Here is an 18767-nt window from a genome sequence, read left to right on the forward strand (position 1 = left end):
AGACGCTCCCCACGTCTGCCTTTTTAATCTATTCCTGTTCTTTCATAAGCCTGTACAATACGGCCCTTTCCAAGCCTTGTACATCTCTACCAATCAACCAAGTCAGCTATGGCAATCACTGCGCCCAAAGGTAAAAATTTATCTATTCTTTCTTGTAATGAATATTGCGCTGCAATTTCATACGGCCATAAATTAGCCCAGAATAGTTGTTGCCTACATAAATCAATGTGTTGCTTTCCCAGCCCCGCGTGAATTGCAATCGGTCCCCGATACTTCGTCGGCCATAACCTAGTTTCTATTTTCTTTTCGCCGCAGGCTATCAAACTTGCCCACGGCTGCAGGATTGTTATGGCTTTCATTATTTAATCACTTTCCTTTGTAAGATTTTTTAAAATTAGGAAACACTATAGTTAGGGGTGATTTCTTGACGACCAAACAAGATTTTTTCCGTTCAACCACTGATCTATCACTTGATTTAAAAGCTAATAAACAAACGCGAAATGCACAAGCCCAAAAAGGTAAGATACAGAGAAAAGCAAATAATAATAAGCATAAAAAGTAATTTGAAACCATAACAAAAACCATCAATATCACTAACGAACACTTTGCATATAGCAAAAATTTTTTCGGAAAACTAAAATACGAGGAGGTATTTTCATGGGTGGAAGAACACTGGATCAGTTCGAAAGTCGGCAAAAGGCTAAGAAACATGCTAAACCTGCGAGCCCCACAGATAAAACATCTAAAAGCAATACAGGATCTGTTGAAACCAAAAAGAAAAGTTAATTACTAAGGGTGGCACCAGCCACCTATTTTTTTGTACCTCCACTCTCTGCTCAATCTCGCGTAGCCGTTCGTCTGTCATGATATAACCTTACCCCCATTGCTTTATGGTCTTGTTGCTGAATATTGTAATTTATTGCTTGAACATATAATTTTATTGTCATCAACTACTGCTTTCATCAGTTAATTCTAATTTTGTTATTTATTTCACAACCATTTAGCACTATAATAAAAATATCTGTTATAGAGTGGCGAAATCGACAATATTATTAAGTGAGTTGACGCCATAATGTGTGTAATCGACCAATTACCTTCTTCAAATTTTAAGGTTATCTACTTTGATAACAAGAACAACGAAGTCGAAGAGTATCGTGCGTTACGTAAAATGACCAACTACTATGATAACTCCGGTAATATCTTTAAATATGTTATCAAAATCCGCTTTTCCTTAAATCAAACCTGGTAATATTCATTTCTAACGGATGTCTATAGATTTCGCCCTCTCTATAACAGACTCAGCTTATCTCCCGCATAATATTTTTATCTTCGGGTATCCTATAAACGGAAACTCCTAATTCTTCAGTGGATAGCCAGAGTTCACACCCTGACAAGTGGACTCTGGCTTTTCCATGCATAAAAGCTGAATTCTCGGGTAACATATAAACGCTAACAAAGATCCTCCATTTATTAGCCCGGGCCGCCAATCAGGTTCTGGCTTTTTCTATGCACAACTATCTTTTAACATTATGTTAATTTAAAGCATATATTGTATTGAGGCATCAAAACTCATAGCCTGATATTCATCTAGCCAAGATTAGCCTCCGGTCTTGGCTATTTGTTATGCCATTCGCTCTATTTCAGCAATAGCCGCAGCCCTCTCGTAATTAACTGTTGAAAAGCTGCTTCTTTTTTCTGCGTAGCCGTCATGTTCTTTGTCTCAACTGTTTTTAACAATTGAGCATTACTTCCGTTCGCACTTGCCATAATTATTCATCCTCCCCGCAATCATTTATTTAATGCTGAATCTCCGCGATGGAGCAGCTTGCTTTGATACCTGACTATAAATCTCAGGAAATTTAGCTTTTAGTGACTTAGAATCAACCGTTGTACGACCGGAAACATTGGATAGCCATTATTAAAGCTATCGAAGAAGAGGAAGAAAGAGAGGATTAATACTTATGACTAATGAAGAATTTCAGCAATTAGTATTAGAAAAATTGGACAACCTTGATGGGCGTCTACAAGAAAATATAGTAGTTACCAAAGGATTAGTCCACCAAAGTGAACTTCAAAATACTCAGTTTGATAACCTCATGAACGTTACTGCTCGAATCGAAGGCCATATGGCCAATTCCGAAAAAAATATTGATCGTATGGCTGGTGATATTACTTTCTTAGTCCGTAAAACGGCAGAACATGAAGATGATATTCGCAATCTAAAATTAATCAAGTAACATCATTGCTCATAATAAAAAAATGACACGGCGTAAAAGCCGTGTTTTACTATTTATTCTGCGTTTCGATAGGAAGTGACTAAATGCGTCATTCTACATATAACCTTTTTCGCTTACTTTATTCTGACATTGATATTAATGAAGCTTTAGCAACTAACAACATAAAAGTAAACATTGTTCTATTAGACGCTTCTGTACATGCCTTTGTTTACTGTTCCCGAAAAAAAGGATTCACATTATCCTAAATGAATCCTTATCACCAGAAGCCATGCGTCATGCTTTTTTACATGAACTCAAACATATTATCGAAGACGTGCCTACAATACACTACTGGGTAGGCATTGATCATCAAAGACATTACATTGAAAATCGAGCTGACAAATTTGATCAGATGGCATCTTCATATATGTTGTAACGATCTCTTTATAAAACGTACGGCATGAAGCCGTTTTTATTTAAACACATTAACCGAACATATGTGCTATAAAGGAGGAAACTACCCATGGCCACAATTCGCATTGTACAGCGCTCAAAAAAATCTTTTACACTTATTATTGATCACGGTATTGATGGTTCCGGTAAACGAAAAAAAGAAACGCGTACAATAAAAACCACAGACATATCTGTGGCTGAAAGAGAACGTGATATATTAATCGGTCAATTAGCTGATAGAAGCTATCGGCCCTTAGCTAAGACAACCGTCGAAGAGTATATAACTCATTGGCTTACGACTCCAGCATTTACAAATCTCGCATCGAAAACGCAAAACGCAGTCCAATTATAAAATGCATATTAACACGAGGATCATCCCCTGGCTTGGACGAATCAAGCTTCCAGACCTAACCAGAACAGATTTGATAAACTTCTATTATCGAATTATCAAAGAAGGCCGTGATCCCCAAGGCAAAAACGTTAAAGCAACGAAAAAGACTACAGTCGATAAAAAAATCCCATCTAAACCAATTAGCATAGAAACTATCTTATATAATCATCGCATCATCCATCGAATTTTAAATGACGCTGTCTATGCCGATGAAATACTTCAGCGTAACGTGGCTGATCGAATCGACTTACCTGAGCCCCCTAAACCTGAAGACTACGATCCCGACGAGGACTTAGTCAAAGTCTTTACTCCGAAATTATAACTCTTGAATCGCATGCTGCTAATACTTCCTATTCCGAATTAGTCACGGTTGCCTTACGCACCGGAATGCGACGCGGCGAACTATTGGCACTCTCCTGGGATGCGATCGACTTTAAAGCTAAAACTATATTTGTCAAGAGATCTCTCTCTCATACGAAAGAGAAAGGATATGAATTTAAATTAACAAAGAATAACACACGCCGTAAAATCGAAGTCACATCCGAGGTTTTAGATGCTTTAAGAATTCGATTTTTAGTACAGCAAATATTACAAGAAAAGCTTGGAAATTATTACGAAGATAATAACCTAGTATTTTGCCGAGAAGATGGTAAACCAATGTATCCAGGAACACCCTCCGCATGGTTCCCTGATTTTTGTGCTGAACATGGCCTGCCTAAATTAACATTTCATTGTTTGCGGCATACTCACGCTAGCCAATTGTTATCTACCGGCGAAGATATTAGTTATGTATCGAAACGACTTGGGCATAGTGATGTGTCGGTAACATATAAACGTTATTTTCACCTAATTCCACTTGAGCAACGCGAATCATTACGAGCTTTAGAAAAAAAATTCAAAAATAAAAAGCTGAGTTGAACTTTGTTATGATGAGATATGCTTTTTTAGGCTAGTCTCATTAAAAAAATGCCCTTCATGGACACAAAAACGGACACAAAATAAAAAAAGAGCTTGCAGAAAGTCCTGCAAACCCTTGATATTCCTGGAGCCGATAATAGGATTCGAACCTACGACCCCCTCATTACGAATGAGGTGCTCTACCAACTGAGCTATATCGGCACACAACATATATTATTATAAACTACTACTGCTACATTGTCAATAACATAGCTTGGATACTAAAACAATGCCTTCTAATTGAAATGATTTGAGCCCTAATTCTATTCGATCTAGAATATCAGATGCTTTTTCTATACTGAGTCCCAATCTCTTATGCTCTATTTATTTTACAACTAATACAGGAATTTTAGAATAAGTAACAATCTTATGCGCTACACTTCCCACCAACAAACGGGCAAATCCACCCAGACCACGTGTACCAGAAATAATCAAATAAGCTTGTTCATTTTCGGCGTATTTAATGATTTCATCGGCAGGGTTTCCCTGCAACACTTCAGTATATACCACGATACCCTTGTCTTCACAAAGTTTTTTCCCTTCTGCCACTCTTGCCTCACAAGCCTTTTCACAATCTGCTGCCCATTCACTATAACTAACTCCATCTGCTAATGCAATAGGCACGTCATAAACTGATACAACAACAACGTCTGCTGCAATATCTTTTGATAAATCTGTAGCCATGCTTAATGCTTTTTTACTATCGGAAGATCCATCGTAAGCAACAATAATTTTTTTATCTGCCACCGTAGACTCCCCCTTTTCATTACATTAGACAATCTATACTTCCTAAATTAATTATATAATATTCAGAAAATGCTTTCAAGTACTCTTGACTTAAAAGCTCCCGACTTTACAGCCACACTATCTAATAAAAAGTCTGCTCAAGAACTTGTTGTTTCAAATCACGAACTTGCTGAGAGTTACTAAAAAGCTTAGCCGTTATTTGATCGTCTATTTTATGATTAGCAACCATGGTTTGCATAATTTTTTCTACCTTAGTTATTTCTAATGTAGCCCGATAAGGTCGATTTTCCGTTAAAGCAGTAAAAATATCAGCAACAGCCATAATCCTTGATCCTAAACTCAGCGAGCTTTCCTGAATACAAAAAGGATATCCTTTTCCGTCAAGCGTCTCATGATGATAGGCTGCCCACTCTGCAATGGTATGGAAACCATCAATTTCATTTAAAATGCGATAAGTATAATAAGGATGCTGCTTAATGATATGATATTCGTGTACAGTCAATTTACCGTTCTTTTCTAAAATACCACTAGAAACTGCTAGTTTCCCTAGATCATGCATAAGTCCAGCAATACGCATAACTTTTACCTCATCCGCACAAAATCCCATGCTACTAGCTAAAAAGGCGGCAACTGTAGACACACTGCGAGAATGAGCAGCCGTAAAACGACTCGTGCGGTCAATAATTGTTGCAAAAATCTCCGAAATATTCATAACATCATCTAAATTAAACCGCGTTGAACCATAAGATTCAAGTTGTTGAAAAAAATTTTGATAATACCGCGAATTCACCAGATCTAACCAAAAACTTTCCTGCCGAGAAATTTCATGCAATGCCTGAACTAAGTCCGGATCAAAAGAAATACCACTAGATTGGCGAATCGTTGCTAAAATGACTGGCCGTTGATCAAAAATAAACTGATCATCTCTCAGTAACACTTCCACACGATCAGCCAAACTAATAATGCGGCTCAACAGCGGGATCTCCTGACCAACGAAACTTGCCGGACTTGACCCGTCCCACAAATCATGATGATGACGAATGGTATCAGCTAAATAACCTAATTGCGCTGAATCCTTCAGCAGTTCATAACCAACTTCAGCATGTTTATGCAGCAACGGGTTAGCGTAATTACGAATCTGATGTTTTTCCGACCAACTAGATGCTGCGCCAATATCGTGAAGCAGTGCTGCATAAATTAGCTGTTGCCGTTCTTTGTCAACGAGGTTGATCTCCTCAGCAATCCGATCAGCAATAATCGCAGTGCGCCAATGATGACGAGATAATCCACCCGAAGCAAGTTCTAGAGCCAGTGATAGGGCCCGCAGCAAATTAATTGGGTTTATATTAAAATACATCTGTCTCCCCCTAGTAAAATCATTGGAAAATAATAAAAACTGCTTACAAATAAGTAAGCAGTTCTGCGACAATTTTGGAGCGGGCGACGGGAATCGAACCCGCCTAGCCAGCTTGGGAAGCTGGAACTTTACCACTAAGCTACGCCCGCATGCTCTTTGCTCATCACGCATATTATTATACTCGAAAACAATCTGAAAGGCAACTACCATAATATTTCTCTATGCTCTTTTTAATAGAAAGAAAACAGCCTTACATAGAAGACTGTTTCATTGTTTTAAAAGCTGGTGCCGCAAGACAGAATCGAACTGTCGACACGAGGATTTTCAGTCCTCTGCTCTACCGACTGAGCTATCGCGGCAAATGGCGACCCGGATCGGACTTGAACCGACGACCTCCGCCGTGACAGGGCGGCATTCTAACCAACTAAACTACCGGGCCAAAATTTTGAAATATGGTGGGCGATGACGGGATCGAACCGCCGACATCCTGCTTGTAAGGCAGGCGCTCTCCCAGCTGAGCTAATCGCCCATGAAAAGTCGGAAATATTGGTGACGCGTATGGGATTCGAACCCATGAAGCCGCCGTGAAAGGGCGGTGTCTTAACCGCTTGACCAACGCGCCATTTATTAAACCAAGTTCATGTCACTTGGATAGTATACACAAATTTATAACGTTTGGCAATAGTTATTTTTACCAATGTGGTAACTTATTATGATAACCAAACTATTTCCCATTCAATGACCGGGCTATCTTCGAATTTATTTCGATTAGTTGACGTACATCATCCGGTTTAAGCCCGTAGTGTTGGGCCAAAATCATTACAGTCTGCCAAGCTTCATCTATTTTAATACCATAATCGTTTACAGTTTCATGAATGTATCTTGAATGCGAAGAAATATCCTGACTATAACCAACAAGCCAATCAATACTTACCTTAAAAAAATTTGCTATGCGACATAATGTTGCAATGTCAGGTTCACGGCGATTCACTTCCCATGATGCTAAGGTCGAACGATCAACCTGAAGGATGGCGGCCAATTCTTCTTGCGTTAGTTTATTTCGTAAATGTTTAATTTTAGCTCCTAAAGTTTCCATAAGCCACACCTCCTGTCTTTAAGATATCGCGCCAATAAAAGCAGTGCAATTATTGTGTCTATAAGACCCTGCCGAGCAGGAATTTCTTAACTAAAAACAGTATTAGTGTCTATATGACACTAATACTGTTTTTTAAACTATAAAATTTTGAAAGGAGACTTATTCCCATGAAAAATAGAAACCCGCTTATTCTCATTGTAGACAATTCTTCTAAAACCCGCGCTCTTATTACTTTATTTTCAGAAAGAAAGTACGAAGTAAATTGGACTACAAATGGTGAAACAGCATTGATTTCCGCACTTAAAACTTTACCAGATCTTATTCTATTAGATGTAACGATACCGGACATTGATGATTGTAAAACCTGGCGTTGGTTCAAGAAGCAGCCTTCGTTAGCTGCCATTCCAATTATTTTTCTCACCACTAAAACTGACATAACAAGTAACGAAAAACAACTCGCTTGGAATTCCATCGATTATATAAACCCCTTAAATTTTTCCCGTTTGCTCATGCAAATAAAGAAATCGTTAGTTAATATAAGACAAAACACTGTTCGTTGAAATAATTAAAAAAGAAGCAGAATAATATAAAAATATAGTTTTACGAATATTAATTCATTTCAACAACAAGAAGGCTTATTTAAAAAGAAAGCGAATTTTAGAGTAAAAAGCCTCAAGGAGTTTTTCAATGAAACGTATATTTTTTCTTCTTTTCACCCTTGTCCTCATCTATACCCCGCTTGCTGGACATACAGGTCCAAAAGAAGATTATGAAGAAGCTTACAAATTATATATTACAGCCGGAACTAGCGTAGCAGCCTATGATGACCGAATTGGCGAACTCACCAATCATTATTTAGAACAAGACGGCTGGAAAATCGATCACTATATACAACCAGAGGGCCATAATGGCGCTCGCTTCGTCCTAGCACAAAAAGCCAACCAAGCCGGAGGCACAACTTACATCATTGCCATTGTGGGTACGGAATCATCTGAAGACATAAAAATGGACTTAAGTTTTGATAAAGTATATTTTGCCGGTACCAACTTAGACGAATTCGCCGCTAATGCCGCTAAAAAGGATGTACCAAATACAGAACCGAAAGTTCACCGCGGATTTAATAAATTCGTACAAGCCGGACCGGCAGCAACCTTACGTAACGTCAAATTTAATTCACACTTGCTTATCGATCTGATTAAAAGCAACAAAAATGATATGTTATATCTTACAGGACATAGTCTTGGCGGCGCAGCAGCAACACTAGCCGGAGCCAGGCTGCTAAGCAGCGGAATAAATCCCGATCAAATTGAAGTTATCACCTTTGGCGCACCTGCCGTAGGCAATGCGGCATTTGCTGCTAAATTTGAAGGTCTCCTTCACCTAACTCGCGTAGTCAATTCCGGCGATGCCGTAACAGGCATTTTGCAAACGCTCGTGGGAGGCTATCAGCAGTTTGGTCGGGAAATTAAATGGAACCTTCCTGACACACTCGATAAGCCCCATAATCTCACTGCCTATGTCGATTCGGCCCTCAAAAACTATTATGACAAACGTCGTCTAGCCATACAAGCAGGAATAAACTTGCCTGAACAGTTGACAACCCAGCAGACAAATTTTGACCGCATCTATACCGCGCCACTCCAAAACAGCTTACCTCATCAACTGACAGCAGATTTTGGGTATATGTGTGAAGCTTTAGACGATGAACATCGGCAAACGTTACCAAACTCTATCATCGCAAGCAATTCCACACCACTCACTTGGCAACAAGCAGCTACAGCATCGAATTGCCGCTTAGCCATTTTATCCGAAGTAAGCGCAGTCCGATTGAAACAAGAAAAAAACACCTATCATATTATTTTGAACCAGACTGTATATGATGTTACTACAGGTGCTATCGTGAACATGGCTACCTTTTCTACTGCCACTTACAATCTCACTCCTCTAGAGGCCTTTATCCACGATTTCAAAGGCATTCGTGATAGCGAAGCCTCTTGGTTGAACCAAAGAAGCTCTGCAAAAGACGGCTAGCAGCCGCTCTTCGCAGAGCTCTTTTAATAACATTTTGGTACTTTTATAGAAATAAAAAAAGCCTTCCAAACAATAAGTTTGAAAAGCATTGATTTTGCTGGTGACCCACCCGCGGCTCGAACGCGGGACACCCTGATTAAAAGTCAGGTGCTCTACCAACTGAGCTAGTGGATCATGTCTCACAAGAAGTTATTATACAGATTTCAACAAGAAGTGTCAATGTTTTTTTCAAAAACAAAAGCCGTTACCTTTAAAAGATAACAGCCTTTGATTCTGATGACTAAAACAAGGGCTTCAAGATCATCGTTTGATCGCGATTTGGGCCAACCGAAACGATACCAAGCGGAATCTCAGCCACTTCGCTAAGGCGTTCAAGATATTTACGCGCATTGAGCGGTAAATCTTCATACTTACGAATTGCACAAGTTGAAGTCTTCCAACCAGCAAATTCTTCATAAACCGGCTCAACAGCAGCCAAAACCTTCAAGCTAGCCGGATATTCGCCAATAATTTCGCCTTTATATTTATAACCGACACATAACTTCAGTGTCTCAAGTTCGTCTAAAATATCCAATCGCGTAATAGCCATATAATCAATACCACTTAAGTGTCCCGCATAACGGACAACACAAGCATCCAACCAGCCGCAACGACGAGGCCGACCTGTTACTGTGCCATATTCATGACCTGTTTCGCGAATCTGATTGCCTATTTCGTCGTTTAGCTCTGTCGGGAAAGGTCCCTCGCCTACACGGGTATTATAAGCCTTCACAACTCCGATAATCTTGTCAAGCTTGCTAGGACCAACACCCGAACCCACACTGGCTCCACCAGCAATGGGATTCGAAGAAGTAACATAAGGATAAGTCCCGTGATCAAGATCAAGCATGGTGGCCTGAGCGCCTTCAAATAACACTTTCTTATCTGCTTTAATGGCCTTGCTCAGAATATAAGAAGTATCCGCAACATAAGGACGCAGGAAGTCGGCATAAGCCAAATATTCTTTTCTCACAGCTTCATACTCAAATCCTTCTACGCCGTAAACATTCTTCAGTAAATGATTTTTCGCGGCAATGTTCCGCTCTAATTTAGCACTAAATTCTTCTTCATCCATTAAATCAACGATACGAATGCCTACGCGAGCCATTTTATCCATATAACACGGACCAATGCCTCGTTTCGTTGTACCGATTTTAAATGCGCCACGCGCTTGTTCTTCCACTTCATCAAGCAACTGATGATAAGGCAGAATAACATGGGCCCGGTTGGAAATGCGCAGTGCCGAAGTATCAAATCCTTTGGCCTGCATGTTTTTAATCTCAGTAATAAGCGCACCCGGATCAATAACAACACCATTGCCAAGAATACAGGTTTTACCCTTATATAAAATTCCTGACGGCAATAATTGCAGCTTATGGGCCATTTCATTGACAACTACAGTATGACCAGCATTATTACCGCCTTGTGAACGAACAACAACATCTGCCTGTTCTGCTAAATAATCAACAACTTTCCCTTTTCCCTCATCGCCCCATTGCGTACCCATAACAACTACTGTTGACATATTCTCACCCTTTCTTCTAGAGACAAAATCTAGCCATAATTGTATCAATATATCTCAAATGATAATCATAATGAAGACACTCATCCACTTCATCCGATGTCAGATATTTGCTAATATCGGCACCCTTTTTTATATTTGTCTTGAAGTCAGCGCCTTCCATCCATTTCGTCATGGAATTGGTTGCACCCAGCGATAAGTTTCATCACGAGCAACACTCTTGCTTATTGAGACAATTAAAACTCTCAAAAAAACTTAATCATTCATTCTTACGGGATTACATGCATTTTATCCCTTAAATATCATATCATCTGTTTTTTTCAGTGTCAATAAAAAAGTCGAATATTATTTAATATTAACATATAAACGTTCGGATTTTTTCGTGAAAGACTGCCAAAAAAAAACGGCTCTACAGATTATTTTCTATAGAGCCGTTTCATTTATCATCCCTTTTTGCAAGAGCCGAATTTCGTTGAAGAACAACCTTTGCAACAACTGCAAGTCGTTTTCCCTTGTACCTCTTTCCATAATAACCGAATTACATAAAAAACAGCTAAAATACCCACACCAAATAAAATGATTTGTTCCATTTCTCCATCTCCTTAAATTCCAATGCCCAAGAACAGCCCTCCCTGGTAGACAATAAAGGCAAGTACCCAGGCCAGACTCGTCGTATAAGCTGAAGCAAAAATCGCCCATTTCCAAGAATTCGTTTCCCGTTTAATTGTTGCAACAGCCGCTAAACAAGGTGAATAAACCAGGCAGAAAACCATTAAAGTATAAGCAATAAGCGGATTAAATGCGGGGTCTGCTGCAAGTGCTGTTTGTAATGGCAATGTCTTTTCGCCGACATCACCAACACTATAAATGGTACCTAATGTTCCTACAACGACTTCTTTCGCTGAAAAGCCTGCAATAAGGGCAATGTTGATTTTCCAATCGAAACCTAGCGGAGCCATGACAGGTTCTAAAAATTTACCGATTGTCCCGGCATAACTTTGACCGATTTTTTCAGCACCCTTTTCTTTATCCAGTTCATCTTTCGCATCCTCTAAATCGCCTTTTAGTTCTGCATAATGATTGGCGCTTTCAAAGATTTCAGGCTGTTCTTCTTCAATCGTTTTTAAATCACTTTCTTGCTTCGCTGATAGAACGGCTAATTGGGAATCGTCATCATCAAGATCTTCGGTAGCCTTTTTAAAATCTTCCTGAACAGCTAAAATTTTATCGATTGTATCTTTCAGTGCATTATTTTCATCAATATTAGCTATATTTAGAGGCTCATTAATTTCTGTATTCACTCGCTGAGTAAATTGTACTTCTGCTTGCTCTGCAGCCGCTTCATAGTCTTTTGAATACTCCACATTGCTCGGGAAATTCGTCAAGAACCACATAATAATACTGACAGCTAAAATAATTGTTCCCGCTTTTTTCAAATACAGAACACTACGTTCCCACATATGAATGAAAACACTCTTGATTGTTGGCAGATGATAAGGCGGGAGTTCCATAATAAACGGCTCTGTTACACCTTTAAATAAGACCGACCGAAAAATACGCGCCATTAAAATAGCCAGTACAATTCCTAACAAATAAATAGAAAATAAGACATTTCCGGCAACATCGTCATGAAAAAATGCAGCAATTAAGACACTATAAATAGGTAACCGCGCACTACAACTCATAAGCGGTGAAACTAAAATCGTTACTAACCTGTCGCGAGGATTTTCAAGTGTCCGCGTTCCCATAATGGCCGGAACGCCGCAACCAAATCCTAGTAACAAGGGAATAAAAGATTTTCCATGCAGTCCAACCTTACGCATAATACGATCCATGACAAAAGCCGCCCGCGCCATATAGCCTGTGTCTTCCAATAATGAAATGGCTAAAAATAAAATTAAAATAAGCGGCAAAAATGAAATGACACTGCCAACACCGCCGAAAATTCCATCAACAATAAGTGATTTTAAATCGCCCTCAGGTAAAGCTTGACCGACGAGAGCACTCCCAACCTTAATTCCCTGTGCAAGCCAATCTTGCGGATACTTCCCCACGGTGAACACTAGGGTAAATACGATCCACATCATTCCTAAAAAGATGGGAATACCCAAAACACGATTGGTTAAAACTTTGTCAATCTTATCAGACAGCGTCACTGCATGTTCCGGTCTTCCTGAAACAGCCTGGCGATATAGGTCCCCAACAAACTGATAACGCAAAGTAGCAATGGTCATTTCCGGATCTTCATCGAAATCTTTTTGCAACGTTTCTCGCAATGTTTTGGCATGGGCTATGATGGCCGGCCCGCCCGCTACATTTTGAATACGCCCCATAATATCTTGATCATTTTCCAATAATTTTAGCGCCATCCACCGTATCGGATATTTTAAATCCTGACTTAAAGCGCTCAGCTGGTTTACTAATTCTTGAATCGGCTCTTCAATGGTTTTTCCATAGTCGATAGAAAAAGACCTTGCACTCTGCTGCGCGGCTTGTACGACAGATTCTAGCATTCTCTCAGTACCTTCGCCACGATTACCAATCATCCGTGCTACTGGCACAGACAGTTTTTCAGCCAGAATCTTATCCTGAATCATCAGCCCTTGTGATTCTGCCACATCAACCATATTGAGGGCCAAAACAAAGGGCCGCTCTAATTCCAACAGCTGAACAGCTAAATAAAGGTTCCGTTCCAAATTGGCCGCATCCAAAATATCGACGACAACATCCGGTTTTTCCTGAACAATGAAATCGCGTGCAACAACTTCTTCAGGCGAATACGTCGTTAAACTATAAGTACCAGGCAAATCGACTAGCAAAAGATCGTATTCCTTAAACCTGCGAGTTCCTTCTTTTTTTTCAACAGTCACTCCGGAATAATTCCCCACGTGTTGTCTGGACCCTGTTAAATTATTAAAAATCGTTGTTTTACCCGAATTAGGATTCCCGGCAAGGGCAATTCGTAGTTTTTTCGCTTCCATATCTTCGCTCCTTTAACTTTAAAGTTAGTTTTTCCTGACTTTTAACCGTAAAAAATATCTATTTTACATAAACCTGACAAGCCATACCTTGCTGAATCATCAGCCGCGTATCTTGAACCTTGAGTAATACTGTCGATGATGTACGTTGAAGAATTTGGATGATTGCACCAGGAAAAATCCCCAAATTAACGAGACGCATCCGTAGTTCATGAGGACCCTCAAGTGAGGAAACTGTAAAAGCTTCTCCAGATTTCGCCATAACTAGCGGCATAATAACTCCTCCTATAATCACTTTATAAGGCTACATCGACTTGGATACTTTCAGCTTCCGCCTTGCGTAGCGAGAGATTGAATCCTTTGGCCTTAATCTCCATGGGATCACCGAGTGGCGCAAATTTTTGAACCTGAATTGCTGTGCCTGGTGTAATGCCCATATCAAGCAGTCGCCTTTGTATCACGCCTGTTCCGATTATTTTATTAACCCTTCCCTGTTCGCCAGAACGTAATTGATTCAAAGCTTTAACCATGATTATCGCTCCTTTTTTTCTTCAAAATAATTCAATGCTGTTTTTCTCAGCGGCACTAATAAAATGATGATTGGCAATGCAGCAAGCGAGCTAATCACCTTGCTCCATGAAGCAAATAACTGATAATGATTATCAGTATCGATAAGATTATTGTATCTGCCTTTTACGGATTTGTCAATCCACATATTAACGTTACCTTGTGCAGTAAAAAGTGTAGCAGCCTATTACCGTATCAAAGCAATAGGCTGCTACACTTTTTCTGTGCTATATTCTTTATAAAATAGCTGCTATGAAAGTTTTGGCAAAGTATTTGCTGCATGCGGCATCAAATGAGTTGTTAAGTCTCTGCCTCGTTTCTGATAAGTCATCGTTAAGGCTTCAGCTAAGGTCTTCACGACAGTAATTCCGGCTTTTCTCAGTAATTTTGGATCAAGATCAGATACTAAAATAAAGTCAAATTTTTCAGCTGTTTCACAAAAATAATAACCCACATATTTTGAAATACTATAATCTTTGCGAAGAACCTTTTCCCGCTCCAATACCGTATCATAATTTAAAATCATATCTTGTACTTCAGCGTTACCACCCAACCCTTCGCGGCATTGTGTCATAACAATCAACGTACCACCCGGTTTCGCTGCTTCGCGTGCATTAATTACCGTTTTAATGGATTGATATAAATTAATATCCTTTGGATAGCCACCTGCTGATGCAACAACTAAATCGGCCTTTTCGGAAATCGGCACGCCGTCAATCGCATCAACGAGTTTACGTCCTGCGGCATGCGCATCTAAATAATGCCCGGCTACAGCACCTGCCAAATTGCCATCAGGTCCCATCACAACATTAAACATAAAAGTAGGACGAACAAAGCTGGCGGCCTCAACCATATCTAAATGAAGACGGTTCGTTTGAACATAACCGGATCGTACATCAGGATCAGCCCCTTCCCCCAGTGTATCATTAAGTGATAAAGCATGATTGGCCATAATGGTTTCATAAGAAGAAATCCCAGGAAGAATGTATTTTTTTCCGCCTGACCACCCAGCAAGAAAGTGGTAAACAATCCCGCCTGTAATGACGATATGATCACAGGACATCGCTGTCTTATTGACATAAACAGGTGTATGATAGGTTGTTTCACCTAAATAAACAAGGTTCTCCTTGTCATAGCAATCATGGTCGACTACGTCAAAGCGATCAGCTAAAACCGAACCTAGGAGCGAGCGATGTTCTTCTTTCGTTTGTTTCCGGTGTGATCCAAGAGCACTGATAAACAGAATATCCTCGTCTTTTACACCGCCGGCATGTAGTTCTTCTACAATGCGAAATAAATATTTATCTGTCTTTTGCCAAGTACGTGTTGCATCAGGGATCACGACACACACAGTTTCACCGGCATGAACCAATTCTTTCAGACGAGCACTGCCAATAGGATGCCGCAAAGCATCAAGAATAATTTCATCTTCCCCTTTTGTTACTTCAACAGGGCTACCTGTAATGACTTGCAACACTTTTTCTTCACTTATCTCTGCCTCCATAACAGAGTCGCCATAATTGAATACTATCTTTTTCACAACAAACGCCTACTTTCTTAACAATAATCATGACACTTAGTTTTCTGATTTAGCCAAAACAGGCGCGCCTTCTGCTACTGGCTCATCCTTCGTACCCCAATAGCTTGCAAGTAAGCTGCCACTAATATTTTGCCAGATACTACATAGAGCAGCAGGAAGGGCGGCCATCGGATCAAGATGAACCATGGCCAAGGCAACAGCCAATCCGGAATTTTCCATGCCAATTTCAAAAGTGAGAGCCCGTGCCTTTTTTTCGCCCATACGTACACCATGAGCAGCACCATAGCCAAATAATAACCCAATACCATTATGCAAAAACACTGCTAAGAGCAAAATAGATCCGACTGTCGCCAAGCGGCTGGCATTAACCGCCACAACAGATGTTAAAATAGTAATAATCAGAACAACCGAAACTGCCGGAACAACTTTGCTGACCTTTTCTACTACCGAACGCAAGAGCATCCTTAATACAACACCCGTCGCAACAGGCAACAGAACAATTTTGACAATTTCAACAAACAGGACGGTTACATTAATGGGAATAAAAGTTCCCGCTAATAGCAAAAACATATAGGGCGTAAGGACAGGCGCCAAAATGGTATTTACGCTCGAAACAGTGACCGATAAGGCCGTGTCTCCTTTAGCTATAAAAGACATCACATTCGATGCTGTTCCACTTGGACAGGTGCCAAGTAATACAACACCTGCTGCAAGAGCTGGCGGCAAACCAAGTACTTTCGCCACACAAAAACCTACAAAAGGCATAATTAAATAGCGGAAACCCACACCATATAAAACATCTTTGGGACGACTAAAAACTAATTTAAAATCATCGAATGACAGGGTAAGACCCATGCCTAACATAATAAGACCAAGTAAATAAGAAATATGAGGAACAATGGGCTTAAATGGCTCCGGTTCTACATAGGCAAGAACAGAAAAGACAATAATCCACAAAGTAAACTTCTCACAAATAAATTTTGCACCTTTTTCTAATACATTCATTCTTAAATCCCTCCATTAGGTAGATAATGAAATTTAAACAATAAAAAACCTCTTACCTCCTTGAACTAATCAAGGGGCAAGAGGTTAATCTCGCGGTACCACCCTTATTCATATGAGCGAATAATAAAAAGCTCATACATCTCTCATCAGGTCTAACAACCCTAGCAATATAACGGTTGCACTCACAAGGAGCTGTTTCCGGCGCGGCCTACTACAAACTTCAGCCTTGCAGTTCAGGAGTGATCAATTATATATTTCTGCTACCGGTTCACACCAACCACCGGTTCTCTGAAACAGATGCTATACAAATATCTCCATCACAACTTTTCATTCACACTATGCAATTCATTGATCCAATAAAATGTAACTTCGTAATGTAGTTACAAGTATACACGACAATAAAAGAATCTGTCAACCCCGAATTGCTATTCTTTCGATCTTTTTATCCCAATGACTCTTCAGTGTCCAAGGCAACAGCGGATTTTCCTTCAAGCACATGAACACCCACAAAGGTACCCAAACATACGAGCCATTCTAAAAAGATTACATGGGGGAAAATCCGAATTTGCGGTACTGTCTGCCACAAAATAAGCGTCACGACTCCGGCCACAATCGTATAAAAGGCCGCTGACTTGGAGCACATTTTAGGTGCATAAATTGTAAATAGCACTATCACACTAAAGCTTGCCGTCAAGCTGAGGGCGACCATTAAGGTTTTAATAATCCCACTAATAGTTAAAGCTAACACGAAAGTCATAAACCCAAAAATTACGACAGATAACTTGGTTATGAGTAAATATTTCTGCTCACTTACAGCCGGGTTAATCGACTTTTTATAAACATCTTGTGAAAATAGCGTCGCTGCACTTAAAAGAAGATTGGATGCCGCTGAAATATCAGCAGACCAGAGAGCAGCAAGCGTCAATCCGGCTAAAACAGGATTGAGCGTCATAATCGTTTGGGTCAAGGCCAGCGCACCTGTTGTTTCAGGGAACTGTACCTTGGCGGCAATCCCTAGCAAGGCACAAAGAAAACCGACAGGAATCATCATCAAGCCACCCCATAAAAAGCCATTACGGCTGGTGCGTGTATCTTTGGCGCCGAGTGAAATTTGAACAATACTCTGCAAGGAAAGATTAACTGTAATCATGACAGCAAACCAACTGACAATTTGCTGCCAACCCACGCCTTGAAACCAATCAAAATAAGGAATATCTGCGGGCAGTTGCTGCGCCATGGCTGTCAATCCACCTGATGTTCCTACTTGAATAATTGTTGCAAGGGTAATCCCCACGTAAATAAGGACAATATGGAGAAGGTTTGAAAGGCTTGCGGACCACATCCCCCCCACAAAAGTCACACTGATAAACACAATCGCACTTGTAATCATGCCTGTTTGAAAATCGAAAACATTCGGCAGTAAGGCATGAAGAATACTTCCCCCAGCAATATATTGCAAGGAAGTAATAATCAATTGAATGAATATCTGACAAATAACACCAGCGATCACGCCCTTTTTATCATAGTATTTACCAAGCAACTCGGGAATGGTGGAAATATGAAGCTGACGATATTTTTTCGCCAATAAAAGCCCCATCGTGATCGCACCTGCCGCCCAAGCCGCTGTATACCATCCAGCAGACAGGCCCACTTGATAGGCCTGCTCAGCCACACCAATCGTTGAGGCACCGCCAATAGCCAATCCAACGATAGAAACGGTAATGAGTGGTGTCGTCAATCTTCTACCAGCTAAAACATAGTTTTCTGTACTGCCTTTTGTACGACGATGACCATAAAGACCAATAAAGAATAAAGCAATAATATATAAAGCAACAATTAACAAGGGAATATTCATCGTGAACCCTCCT

General features: G+C 40.1%; 23 protein-coding genes, 7 tRNA genes and 1 other annotated feature. Of the genes, 8 read left to right on the forward strand and 22 right to left on the reverse strand.

The features are described from left to right. Nucleotides 1-86 precede the first annotated feature (86 nt). Nucleotides 87-359, reverse strand: a complete 273-nt coding sequence (locus Ga0466249_RS08295) for an ASCH domain-containing protein (RefSeq protein ID WP_215828984.1) — start codon at nt 357-359, stop codon at nt 87-89. 65 nt (nt 360-424) lie between these two features. On the opposite strand from Ga0466249_RS08295, the gene Ga0466249_RS08300 reads away from it, so the two are divergent. Beyond that, nucleotides 425-562, forward strand: a complete 138-nt coding sequence (locus Ga0466249_RS08300) for a hypothetical protein (RefSeq protein WP_215828985.1) — start codon at nt 425-427, stop codon at nt 560-562. Between the two features lie 95 nt (nt 563-657). After that, on the forward strand, nt 658-786 hold the full coding sequence (locus Ga0466249_RS27125) for a hypothetical protein (RefSeq protein WP_281422605.1): 129 nt from the start codon (nt 658-660) through the stop codon (nt 784-786). Nucleotides 787-1635: 849 nt separating this feature from the next. Here Ga0466249_RS27125 and Ga0466249_RS27130 read toward each other — a convergent pair. Next, nucleotides 1636-1767: a hypothetical protein gene (locus Ga0466249_RS27130; protein ID WP_281422606.1), complete on the reverse strand. Its 132-nt coding sequence runs from the start codon at nt 1765-1767 to the stop codon at nt 1636-1638. 194 nt (nt 1768-1961) lie between these two features. On the opposite strand from Ga0466249_RS27130, the gene Ga0466249_RS08305 reads away from it, so the two are divergent. From Ga0466249_RS08305 to Ga0466249_RS26565, 4 genes are all read left to right on the forward strand, one after another. Further along, entirely contained in the window at nt 1962-2237 is a 276-nt protein-coding gene (locus Ga0466249_RS08305; protein WP_215828986.1) for a hypothetical protein, read from the forward strand. Nucleotides 2238-2739: 502 nt separating this feature from the next. Then, the gene (locus Ga0466249_RS26555; RefSeq protein ID WP_246588553.1) at nt 2740-3021 is read left to right on the forward strand and encodes a hypothetical protein; all 282 of its coding nucleotides are present in this window, start codon (nt 2740-2742) and stop codon (nt 3019-3021) included. Between the two features lies 1 nt (nt 3022). Then, nucleotides 3023-3382, forward strand: a complete 360-nt coding sequence (locus Ga0466249_RS26560; RefSeq protein ID WP_246588554.1) for a hypothetical protein — start codon at nt 3023-3025, stop codon at nt 3380-3382. Then, on the forward strand, nt 3379-3978 hold the full coding sequence (locus Ga0466249_RS26565; protein WP_312889737.1) for a site-specific integrase: 600 nt from the start codon (nt 3379-3381) through the stop codon (nt 3976-3978). The genes Ga0466249_RS26560 and Ga0466249_RS26565 overlap by 4 nt, the downstream gene beginning before the upstream one ends. Before the next feature lie 125 nt (nt 3979-4103). On the opposite strand, the gene Ga0466249_RS08315 is transcribed toward Ga0466249_RS26565, so the two are convergent. The 9 genes from Ga0466249_RS08315 to Ga0466249_RS08355 form a co-directional block, all read right to left on the reverse strand. Then, nucleotides 4104-4179 (reverse strand) — tRNA-Thr (locus Ga0466249_RS08315). Between the two features lie 162 nt (nt 4180-4341). Further along, nucleotides 4342-4764, reverse strand: a complete 423-nt coding sequence (locus tag Ga0466249_RS08320) for a universal stress protein (RefSeq protein ID WP_215828987.1) — start codon at nt 4762-4764, stop codon at nt 4342-4344. Between the two features lie 121 nt (nt 4765-4885). Continuing rightward, nucleotides 4886-6121, reverse strand: a complete 1236-nt coding sequence (locus tag Ga0466249_RS08325; protein ID WP_215828988.1) for an HD domain-containing phosphohydrolase — start codon at nt 6119-6121, stop codon at nt 4886-4888. A gap of 75 nt (nt 6122-6196) precedes the next feature. Further along, nucleotides 6197-6270, reverse strand: a tRNA-Gly gene (locus Ga0466249_RS08330). Nucleotides 6271-6404: 134 nt separating this feature from the next. Then, nucleotides 6405-6480 (reverse strand) — tRNA-Phe (locus Ga0466249_RS08335). A gap of 3 nt (nt 6481-6483) precedes the next feature. Continuing rightward, nucleotides 6484-6560: transfer RNA gene (locus tag Ga0466249_RS08340), tRNA-Asp, on the reverse strand. 14 nt (nt 6561-6574) lie between these two features. After that, nucleotides 6575-6650: transfer RNA gene (locus tag Ga0466249_RS08345), tRNA-Val, on the reverse strand. Nucleotides 6651-6668: 18 nt separating this feature from the next. Then, nucleotides 6669-6743 (reverse strand) — tRNA-Glu (locus tag Ga0466249_RS08350). Between the two features lie 102 nt (nt 6744-6845). Then, nucleotides 6846-7217 (reverse strand): helix-turn-helix domain-containing protein, encoded by a 372-nt coding sequence (locus Ga0466249_RS08355; RefSeq protein WP_215828989.1) that lies wholly within the window; start codon nt 7215-7217, stop codon nt 6846-6848. Nucleotides 7218-7384: 167 nt separating this feature from the next. On the opposite strand from Ga0466249_RS08355, the gene Ga0466249_RS08360 reads away from it, so the two are divergent. Together Ga0466249_RS08360 and Ga0466249_RS08365 are read left to right on the forward strand one after the other, a co-directional pair. Next, a complete protein-coding gene (locus tag Ga0466249_RS08360; protein WP_215828990.1) occupies nt 7385-7777 on the forward strand; it encodes a response regulator in 393 nt (130 codons plus the stop codon). Nucleotides 7778-7904: 127 nt separating this feature from the next. Further along, complete coding sequence (locus Ga0466249_RS08365) at nt 7905-9248, forward strand: lipase family protein (RefSeq protein ID WP_215828991.1); 1344 nt, start codon at nt 7905-7907, stop codon at nt 9246-9248. A 98-nt stretch (nt 9249-9346) separates the two neighbouring features. Here Ga0466249_RS08365 and Ga0466249_RS08370 read toward each other — a convergent pair. The 11 genes from Ga0466249_RS08370 to Ga0466249_RS08420 all read right to left on the reverse strand — a co-directional run bounded on the left by Ga0466249_RS08370 (nt 9347) and on the right by Ga0466249_RS08420 (nt 18754). Further along, a tRNA-Lys gene (locus Ga0466249_RS08370) sits at nt 9347-9422 on the reverse strand. Nucleotides 9423-9528: 106 nt separating this feature from the next. Beyond that, nucleotides 9529-10812 (reverse strand): adenylosuccinate synthase, encoded by a 1284-nt coding sequence (locus Ga0466249_RS08375; protein ID WP_215828992.1) that lies wholly within the window; start codon nt 10810-10812, stop codon nt 9529-9531. Nucleotides 10813-10828: 16 nt separating this feature from the next. Next, complete coding sequence (locus Ga0466249_RS08380) at nt 10829-10984, reverse strand: lyase family protein (RefSeq protein WP_215828993.1); 156 nt, start codon at nt 10982-10984, stop codon at nt 10829-10831. A gap of 268 nt (nt 10985-11252) precedes the next feature. Next, nucleotides 11253-11399 (reverse strand): FeoB-associated Cys-rich membrane protein, encoded by a 147-nt coding sequence (locus Ga0466249_RS08385; RefSeq protein ID WP_215828994.1) that lies wholly within the window; start codon nt 11397-11399, stop codon nt 11253-11255. A 12-nt stretch (nt 11400-11411) separates the two neighbouring features. After that, complete coding sequence (gene feoB, locus Ga0466249_RS08390; RefSeq protein ID WP_215828995.1) at nt 11412-13790, reverse strand: ferrous iron transport protein B; 2379 nt, start codon at nt 13788-13790, stop codon at nt 11412-11414. Nucleotides 13791-13848: 58 nt separating this feature from the next. After that, nucleotides 13849-14061, reverse strand: a complete 213-nt coding sequence (locus Ga0466249_RS08395; protein WP_215828996.1) for a FeoA family protein — start codon at nt 14059-14061, stop codon at nt 13849-13851. 22 nt (nt 14062-14083) lie between these two features. Then, a complete protein-coding gene (locus Ga0466249_RS08400) occupies nt 14084-14317 on the reverse strand; it encodes a FeoA family protein (RefSeq protein ID WP_215828997.1) in 234 nt (77 codons plus the stop codon). A 2-nt stretch (nt 14318-14319) separates the two neighbouring features. Beyond that, the gene (locus Ga0466249_RS08405) at nt 14320-14502 is read right to left on the reverse strand and encodes a hypothetical protein (RefSeq protein ID WP_215828998.1); all 183 of its coding nucleotides are present in this window, start codon (nt 14500-14502) and stop codon (nt 14320-14322) included. A gap of 102 nt (nt 14503-14604) precedes the next feature. Continuing rightward, nucleotides 14605-15894, reverse strand: coding sequence for a lactate racemase domain-containing protein (locus tag Ga0466249_RS08410; RefSeq protein ID WP_312889735.1), 1290 nt, complete (start codon nt 15892-15894; stop codon nt 14605-14607). A 36-nt stretch (nt 15895-15930) separates the two neighbouring features. Continuing rightward, on the reverse strand, nt 15931-16899 hold the full coding sequence (locus Ga0466249_RS08415; RefSeq protein ID WP_215828999.1) for a bile acid:sodium symporter family protein: 969 nt from the start codon (nt 16897-16899) through the stop codon (nt 15931-15933). A gap of 69 nt (nt 16900-16968) precedes the next feature. Further along, nucleotides 16969-17229: a binding site (T-box leader), on the reverse strand. Nucleotides 17230-17341: 112 nt separating this feature from the next. Next, entirely contained in the window at nt 17342-18754 is a 1413-nt protein-coding gene (locus Ga0466249_RS08420; protein WP_215829000.1) for a sodium:solute symporter family protein, read from the reverse strand. Between the last annotated feature and the right edge of the window lie 13 nt (nt 18755-18767).

Origin of the sequence: Pelorhabdus rhamnosifermentans, assembly GCF_018835585.1 — a bacterium.
GTDB lineage: Bacteria > Bacillota > Negativicutes > UMGS1260 > UMGS1260 > Pelorhabdus > Pelorhabdus rhamnosifermentans.